Origin of the sequence: Exiguobacterium sp. SL-9 (assembly GCF_004336985.1) — a bacterium.
Classification (GTDB): Bacteria; Bacillota; Bacilli; order Exiguobacteriales; family Exiguobacteriaceae; genus Exiguobacterium.
The window spans coordinates 1-448 of record NZ_SJUO01000019.1 but is presented as its reverse complement, the minus strand read 5'-3'; the positions used below and the strand labels follow the sequence as shown (position 1 = coordinate 448).

General features: G+C 72.5%; 1 protein-coding gene. It reads right to left on the bottom strand.

Annotation, left to right across the window (positions count from 1 at the left end; translation table 11 throughout):
* Window positions 1-448: hypothetical protein (locus tag EVJ34_RS15440; protein ID WP_201739958.1), on the bottom strand; the 448-nt coding region annotated here is incomplete at both ends.

The following is a 448-nucleotide window of genomic DNA, read 5'->3' as shown; positions in this document are numbered from 1 at the left end:
CGTCGATCGCGTCCATGACATGGGCCAGGTCACCGGTCGCGTGGAGCAACGCGTTGAGGTTGACGGCGAGGTTGCCCATGAACTGGACCCGCAGAGGATCGCCCGCCGACGTACATGCGACCGCCTCCCGCTCGACGGTGACGGCCTCCGCGAGCGCGGCGTGGTCCCCGAACTCCTCTCCGCGGGTGGCCAGCGCCGTGGCGAAGTGGTCCAGCCGCACGCCACGGCGAGGGTGCCCGGCGGGGGTCGCCGCCGCGACCGAGCGTCCGAGTCCGATCGCACGGTCGAGGCGGGCAGTGTCCCGGGACTGCTTGAACTCGGCGGCGTACCGGCCGCACGCCTCGGCTTCGGTGTCGGCGCGTTCCCAGCCACCGGCCGATTCCCTCCGCTCGCCGGTGAGGGCGGCCCAGTCCCGTTCCGTGGTCGTCAGCTCGACGAGGTTCTGCGA